We start from the raw sequence: 7451 nt of genomic DNA, 5'->3' as shown, positions 1-7451 counted from the left end.
TGTAACCGTTAAGGCCCCGCCACGGGAGCCTATGTCAGCCCCGACCTATCTGAACTAGCCTTGGGGAGCACCCAAAGGGCGACAGGAGTTTCCTGGATTGTCGCCCCGGGTGGCGGACACCGCGGCGAAAGCGTCAATCAACCTGCCCGGCAGGCTTGAAATCCCCGCCCGATAACCGAAAGATGACATCAGGGTGCAGCGCCTCACAAGGACGCTTGCCCAAGCCGTGAAATCCTTTCACGACTGGCGGCGGATGATCTCTGCCGCGAGATTGATCACGATGACGCAAGGAGCTGCGACATGGGAATCATTGCATGGATCATATTCGGTCTTATTGCCGGCATCATCGCCAAGGTGATCGTGCCCGGCAAGGACCCGGGTGGCATCATCGTCACCAGCATCATCGGCATCCTGGGTGCCGTGGTCGGTGGCTGGGTCGGCACCCTGATGGGCTTTGGAGAAGTGACGGGATTCAATCTGGCCAGCTTTGTCATCGCCGTGCTCGGCGCCGTCATTCTGCTGATTCTGTATCGCGTGCTGCGCAAGTAAAGCATGTCATGAAGCGCAGTGGCGTCAGCTGGCCGCAGGCCACATGACGCCAGACAGGACGGCCAGCCGGCACATGCAGGCTGGCCGTCCTGCCTTGCAGGCTTGACGAATCTGGCCCGAGGCGTGCATGACTCATGAGTAAAGGCGCCAGGCCGTCACCCACGGGCGCCGCTCAGCGATGCGCCATTCAGGCATTTCACCAAACGACGGCCAGCCGACTTCATCTGATATGTGATTTCAGTCTTGCCACCGGCCCCCGCAGGGTTGCGCCGGCGGGCTTCCCGAAGATCACCCGCGACACGCTCTGCCCATTGCGGCTCACGAGGCAGAGTCTGACCGCTTTTGCTGCCACGAGGATTGCCCATGTCCGATACGTCATCTCCCGATCACTCGACATCCACTGCACCCGATCCTGCGCCGAGCGAGGGCAGCGCCAGGCCGCGCGCCAGAGTCTCTCTCGCCAAACGTCTCTCGCAAGCTGATTTCCAGGCGCACGCCACACGCCTGCTCGCCGAAATCTACCCACAGCGTCATGAAGAAGTCCTCAGACGCCTGGAGACGGTGCTGGATTTCCATCGCACGCGCCTCAACCCCCGCGTACCGGAAGGCGAGCCGCTCTGGAGCGAGCGCGACCAGTGGCTGATCACCTACGGCGACAGCCTGCAGCAGGAAGGCGAGGCGCCACTGGCGACCCTGCACGACTTCCTCGCCAGCCGACTGGACGACAGCCTGTCCGGTGTCCACGTGCTGCCCTTCTTTCCGTGGAGCAGCGATGATGGCTTCAGCGTCATCCACTATCGCGAGGTCAATCCGGTCCTCGGCGACTGGCAGGACATCCGGCGCCTGAGTGAGCACCGCGACCTGATGGCAGACCTGGTCATCAATCACTGCTCGCGCGAGTCACTGTGGTTCGCCGATTATCTGGCCGGCGTGCAGCCCGGCCGCGACTACTTCATCGAGATGGACCCCGACACCGATGTCTCCGAGGTCGTGCGCCCGCGCCCGTCTGCACTGCTCACGCCGGTGCATACCCGTCGTGGCCTGCGCCATCTTTGGGCAACCTTCTCGGATGACCAGATCGACCTGAACTTCGCCAATCCCGATGTGCTGCTCGAATTCATCGGCATCCTGCTTTATTACCTCGAGCAGGGCGCAGGCATCATCCGCCTCGATGCAGTGGCCTTCCTGTGGAAACGCCAGGGCACCTCCTGCATCCACCTGCCGGAGACACACGCCGTGGTGCGCCTGCTGCGCGCCATCGTCGACCATCTGGCGCCGGGCAGCCTGTTGATCACCGAGACCAACGTGCCCCACGCCGAGAACATGTCCTACTTCGGGCTCGATCGCCTGTCACAGCACGACCTCACCGCCATCGAGGGCAGCGCCCAGGCCGATGAAGCGCACCTGATCTATCAGTTCACGCTGCCGCCGCTGACGCTGCACACCCTGACCTCCGGCGATGCCAGCGCCCTGACCCAGTGGGCCGCCAGCCTGCCGTCACTGCCTTCCGGCTGCAGCTACTTCAACTTCACCGCCAGCCACGATGGTATCGGCGTTCGTGCCCTTGAGGGACTGCTGCCCGACCACGAGCGCGACACCCTGGTGCGGCTGGTGCATGACTTCGGTGGCTACGTCAGCATGCGCGCCAACCCCGGGCGCGCCGACACCCCCTATGAGCTCAACATCAGCTACTTCGATGCGCTCAAGGGCACGCGGCGCGGCCAGGACCCGTGGCAGATCGAGCGCTTCATCGCCAGCCAGACCCTGATGCTGAGCCTGCAGGGCATCCCGGGGCTGTACATCCACTCGCTGACCGCGACTCCCAACCACCAGGAAGGCGTCGAGCGCGATGGCCATCTGCGCGCCATCAACCGCCGCAAATGGCAGCGTGATGAACTGGAAGCGCTGCTGGCAAGCCCCAACACCGCGACCCATGAGGTCTTCCACGCCCTCAAGCGCCGCATGGCACTGCGCCGCAACGAACCCTGCTTCCACCCGGACGCCGACCAGAATGTCTTCGATGTCGGCCCGGATTTCTTCGTCTTCGAGCGTGTCACCCATGAAGGGCGTCGCCTGCTGTTCGCCCTCAATGTCACGGATCAGCCGCGCGTGCTGCCTCTGCCGGAAAGCTGGCAAGGCGTCGCGCTGACCGACCACCTGTGCCACGACAAGGCCTACGACCCCACCATGGCTCGCCGTCCCTATCAGGCGGCCTGGCTGATGGAGCAAACCGTGCGCCCGCCGGCCATCGAGGTCGTCTGACACCCTCTTTTTCTCCTCCTGCCAACGACAACGGGGCTGCCAGTGGCAGCCCCGTTGTCGTTGGTCTTGCTGTTTCCCGCCGCGAGCGTTACTGGTTGTCCAGCTCCACCGCTTCGTGCATGCGCTCGAGCAGGTCCGGCACGGCTGACTGCACCCGGTTCCAGCTCGGGATGAAGGGCTTGTCGCGCGGATTGTCGAGGAAGGCGCTGCCGGCATCCATGATGTTGGCGGCGAACAGCTCCACCGCCGCTTCCTCGCTGTGGCGGTCCACCGTCAGGCCATTCATGACGGCATCGTTGTAGTAGGTCTCGATAAGGTCCAGCGCGATACGGTAATAGGTGGCCTTGATGGTGCGGAAGGTCTCGCCGTGCATCTCGACGCCCAGCGTGGCCAGCTTGCGATACATGGCCTTGGCGATGTCCAGACTCATGCGATTCAAGCCGCCCAGCGCATCTTCCTCGGACAGCGGCTGGTGCTTGTGATCGTAGGCATCGGCGATATCCACCTGACACAGGCGCTTGGTGGAATAGTTGCGATGCACCTCGGACAGCACGCCGATCTCCAGCCCCCAGTCACTGGGAATGCGGATGTCCGCCAGCACGTCGGTGCGCATCGAGAATTCGCCGGACAGCGGATAGCGATAGCTGTCGAGATAATCCAGGTACGGCAGCGGGCCATAGACCTTCTTGAGCGCACGGATCAGCGGCGTGACCATCAGGCGCGCCACGCGGCCGTTCAGCTTGCCCTGGGCGATGCGCGAGTAGTAGCCCTTGCAGAACTCGTAGTTGAACTGCGGATGGGCCACCGGGTAGATCAGCCGCGCCAGCAGGCCGCGGTCATAGGTGACGATATCGCAGTCATGCAGTGCCACCGCCTCGGCGATGCCCGAGGCCTGCACGTAACCGGAGCAGTACCAGACATTGCGCCCCTTGCCGGCTTCCATCGGCGCCAGGCCATGCTCGGTCAGCTCCTCATCCAGCGCCCGCAGACGCGGGCCGTCGTTCCACAGGATGCGGTGATGCTGCGGCAGATGTGAGAAGAATTCCTTGGCATGCTCGAACTGGTCACGGTCGGCGCGGTCCAGCCCGATCACGATCTCGCTGAGGTAGGGCACCTGGGCCAGCTCCTCGACGATATGCTTGAGCGCCGGGCCTTCCAGCTCGGAATACAGCGACGGCAGAATCAGGCTCATCGGTCGCTTGCGGGAGAAGCGCATCAGGTCCGCTTCGAGATCTTCCACCGGACGATCGGTCAGGTTATGGAAGTTGGTGATGATGCCATTCTGGTAAAAATCGCTCATGTCAGCTCCTTGTCATGCCGAAGACACGCATCAGGCAGGCGTCAGGCGCCCAGACCTCTGGATGTCCATTCTTCCGGCTGGCCATTGGCCAGCCAGTGACGCAATCCCTCGACCCATCCCTGCGGTCCGGGGAGATTGGCGCGAAAACAGCGGCGTTCATCCGCCAGTTGCGGATAATCGGCAAGCTCCCGATCACGCTGTGAGGTATCACCGACGCCGGGGATCAGCACAGCGTTGTCGACGGCGGCCAGCAGTGGCAGGTCATTGGCGCCATCACCGAAGCCCAGCGTCCAGGGGCGCACCCGCTCGCAGAGCCGGTAGCGGGCGATCAGATAGCGCGCTGCCACGCCCTTGTCGCTGTCCCCGGTCACATGGTGGAAGCGCCCACCACGTGTCAGCTTGAGGCCATGACTGGCCAGGCGCGTGCGAAAGTCCTCGAGACGCTCCGGCGCGTCGCGCCACACCAGCGGTTCACTGGCATCACGCTGTCCCGCCAGGGCCGCGTCGCCCTCCCCCAGCCCCGTCAGTTCGCTGATTCTCGCCACCGACATCGAGGCGAAGCCCTCGAAGGCGAATTCTCCGCTCAGCTCCTCCAGCACCGCGAGAATCCTGTCGCGGGGCATCGCCACCGCGATACGACACAGGCCGTGTGCATCCGGGGTGCTGGCCTCTTCCAGCGGGTAGGCGCTCAGCCAATCGGCCGGCAACGCCACCACGCCGCCGTTCTCGGCGATCCACGGCTGGCCCGCCAAGCCCAGCGAGTCCATCAGCGGCGCCAGTTCGGCCGCCGTCTTGGAGGTGTTGGGGACGATCCAGGCACCGCGCGCGCGCAGGCGGGTCAGCCAGCTGCGCGCCGGCCCCGGCGAGTAATCGTGGTGATCCAGCAGCGAGCCATCCAGATCGGTCAGCAACAACAGCGGTGCTTGAGTCTCTGACATGTGAACTCTCCTCGTGAAGTGCTGCAGCGTGTCGGGGGTCACCTCGACAGGATCTCGTGGCACCGGACAGGCATTGCAAGAGCATTGCAGGGAATGTGCCAAGATGGTGCATCTGCCATGACAGCCTGCCCCCTCTCATCGTGACCGTGTTTGTGCGTCCGCTCATTTGCACCACAAGAGAGCACAAAGCCTGCCTTGCATGATGCCCCGCCACACGACGGCGCAAATCTTTCGTCACCAACGACGACGCCCTCGCATCTGCGAGGGCGTCGAGTCTTCGGCAAGCGGGCAACGTCTGTAGAGACTAGACCAGCCACAGCGACAGTTGCGGCCACAGCAGCAACATCGCCAGCACGCACAGCTGGATGGCGATGAACGGCAGCAGCGAGACGAAGATATCCTTGAGACTGATGCCTTCCGGTGCCACGCCTTTCAGATAGAAGGCGGCAGGCCCGAAGGGTGGCGACAGGAAGGACACCTGCATGTTGACCGCGAACAGCACGCCGAACCATACCGGGTCGTAGCCGAGCTGCACGATGATCGGCACGAAGATCGGCAGGGTCAGCATCGCGATGCCGATCCAGTCGAGGAACAGCCCCAACAGCAGCAGGATCGCCATCATCACCATGATGATCGCCAGCGGCGGGATATCCAGGCCAAGAATCATGCTCGACACGAAGCGGTTGCCGCCCATCAGGTTGTAGACCCCGACCAGCGCCGCCGCGCCGATACCGATCCAGATGATCATGCCGCAGGTGTTCATGGTCTGGGATAGCGCACGCTGCATCAGGGTGATGGAGAACTCGCCGCGCAGCATCACCGCCACCAGCACGCCGAAGCTGCCCATCGCCGCGGCTTCGGTCACCGAGGCCACGCCACCGTAGATGGAGCCCAGCACCAGCCCCGCGATGACCGCCGGCACACCGATGGCCTTGAGCAGCTCACGCTTGCTCTGGAAGCTGGCGCGGCGCTCCTCCTCGGGCATCACCGGCCCCAGTGAAGGGTTGCGCAGGCAGCGGATCAGCACGTAGATGATGTAGCTTGCCATCAGCACGATGGCCGGGGTGATCGCCGCGGTGAACAGGTCCGCGATCGACTGGTTGGCGATCAGACCATAGATGATCAGCACGATGGAGGGCGGCATCATGGTGCCCAGCGAGCCGCCGGCACACACCACGCCGATGGCGATGTGCTTGTCATAGCCGAGCCTGAGCATCTGCGGCAGTGCCAGAATCCCCAGCAGCACGATCTCGCCGCCGATGATGCCGGACATCGCGGCGAGGAAGAACGCCACCACGATGGTCTGGATCGCCACGCCGCCGGGCAGTCGCCCTGCCATCACGCGCATGGCATTGAACAGGTCCTTGGCGATCCCCGAGCGATCGAGCAGCGAGGCCATCAACACGAACATCGGCACCGCCACCAGCGAATACTCGGTGACGAAGCCATAGACACGACTGGTGACCAGCGGCAGCGCCATCGGGCCGAACCAGCCGAAGGTGTAGGCCAGCGCGACCAGGCCGGTGACGAAGGCCAGCGGCAGGCCGGTGACCAGCAGCGCGAAGATGCCGCCGACCAGCAGCATCGTAGCCGTTGCGATATCCATCAGCGCGGCTCCTTGTGGTCAGCTGTGGCGTCGGGAGCGGCATCGGAAGTGGCGTCGGATGCGCCACTTCCCTCACTGCCGCCCTCGGGCGGACGGGGCGAGAAGAAGGTCTGGTAGAGATGCCACAGCGCCTGCAGGGTCATCACCGCCAGCGCGAACAGGATCACGCCCTTGGTCAGCGCCGGAAACGGCGGATTCCATGAGGTGCCGGATCGCTCCAGCTGCCACTCGCCCAGCGGACTGTGCGAGGCACGCCAGAACATCACCCAGCCCGCATAGCTCATCGCCAGACAGAAGACGAACGTCATCACGTCATTGAAGCAGTCCAGCACGTAGCGAAAGCGCGTGCCGACCAGGTCGTAGAGCACACGCACGCGAATATGGCGATTGTTGGCCAGGGCCGCCGGGCCGCCCAGCGCGAAGCTGGTCGCGACCAGGAAGATCACCGTCTCGTGCACCCAGGAGGTCGGCGAATCGAGGCCGTAGCGCATCACCACCTCGAATACGCTGATCGCCATCGCCAGCAATACCAGCCACGCCGCGGCGCGCGTGCCCTTGCCCACCAGGCGGTCCAGCGGCGTCCGCGTGCCCAGATTCGGGTCGTGGTCATCCGACGCCTCGGGTAGCCCCGGCGACGCCACATCATGTTCTGCCATATCGAATTCCTTGCTGACTCGCTGCCTCAAGGAGAATCGGCGCGCCCAGTGAGCACGCCGACCTTGATCTCCTGCGTCTTTATCGTTCTGCGATCGTGTCGCCAAAAGCGTGACTAGCTGCCTCTTGCCACACGGCGGCT

At 64.0% G+C, this 7451-nt stretch carries 6 protein-coding genes; 2 read left to right on the top strand and 4 right to left on the bottom strand.

Going from position 1 to position 7451, the window contains the following annotated elements:
- The first annotated feature begins 300 nt into the window (after positions 1-300).
- Both QD280_RS15250 and QD280_RS15245 read left to right on the top strand, forming a co-directional pair.
- Entirely contained in the window at positions 301-549 is a 249-nt protein-coding gene (locus tag QD280_RS15250; RefSeq protein ID WP_043331379.1) for a GlsB/YeaQ/YmgE family stress response membrane protein, read from the top strand.
- 363 nt (positions 550-912) lie between these two features.
- Positions 913-2811 (top strand): sugar phosphorylase, encoded by a 1899-nt coding sequence (locus QD280_RS15245; protein ID WP_279839890.1) that lies wholly within the window; start codon positions 913-915, stop codon positions 2809-2811.
- Positions 2812-2899: 88 nt separating this feature from the next.
- Here QD280_RS15245 and QD280_RS15240 read toward each other — a convergent pair whose 3' ends face one another.
- From QD280_RS15240 to QD280_RS15225, 4 genes are all read right to left on the bottom strand, one after another.
- Positions 2900-4111: a hypothetical protein gene (locus tag QD280_RS15240; RefSeq protein ID WP_054555542.1), complete on the bottom strand. Its 1212-nt coding sequence runs from the start codon at positions 4109-4111 to the stop codon at positions 2900-2902.
- 41 nt (positions 4112-4152) lie between these two features.
- A complete protein-coding gene (locus QD280_RS15235) occupies positions 4153-5049 on the bottom strand; it encodes an HAD-IIB family hydrolase (protein ID WP_192837537.1) in 897 nt (298 codons plus the stop codon).
- A 304-nt stretch (positions 5050-5353) separates the two neighbouring features.
- Entirely contained in the window at positions 5354-6655 is a 1302-nt protein-coding gene (locus tag QD280_RS15230; protein ID WP_043331381.1) for a TRAP transporter large permease subunit, read from the bottom strand.
- A complete protein-coding gene (locus QD280_RS15225) occupies positions 6655-7311 on the bottom strand; it encodes a TRAP transporter small permease (RefSeq protein WP_153636355.1) in 657 nt (218 codons plus the stop codon). The genes QD280_RS15230 and QD280_RS15225 overlap by 1 nt, the downstream gene beginning before the upstream one ends.
- Between the last annotated feature and the right edge of the window lie 140 nt (positions 7312-7451).

The organism is Cobetia sp. 1AS1 (genome assembly GCF_029846435.1).
Taxonomy (GTDB): Bacteria; Pseudomonadota; Gammaproteobacteria; order Pseudomonadales; family Halomonadaceae; genus Cobetia; species Cobetia amphilecti.
Note: the sequence above shows the minus strand (reverse complement) of the source record. Positions and strands in the feature narration are given on the sequence as shown.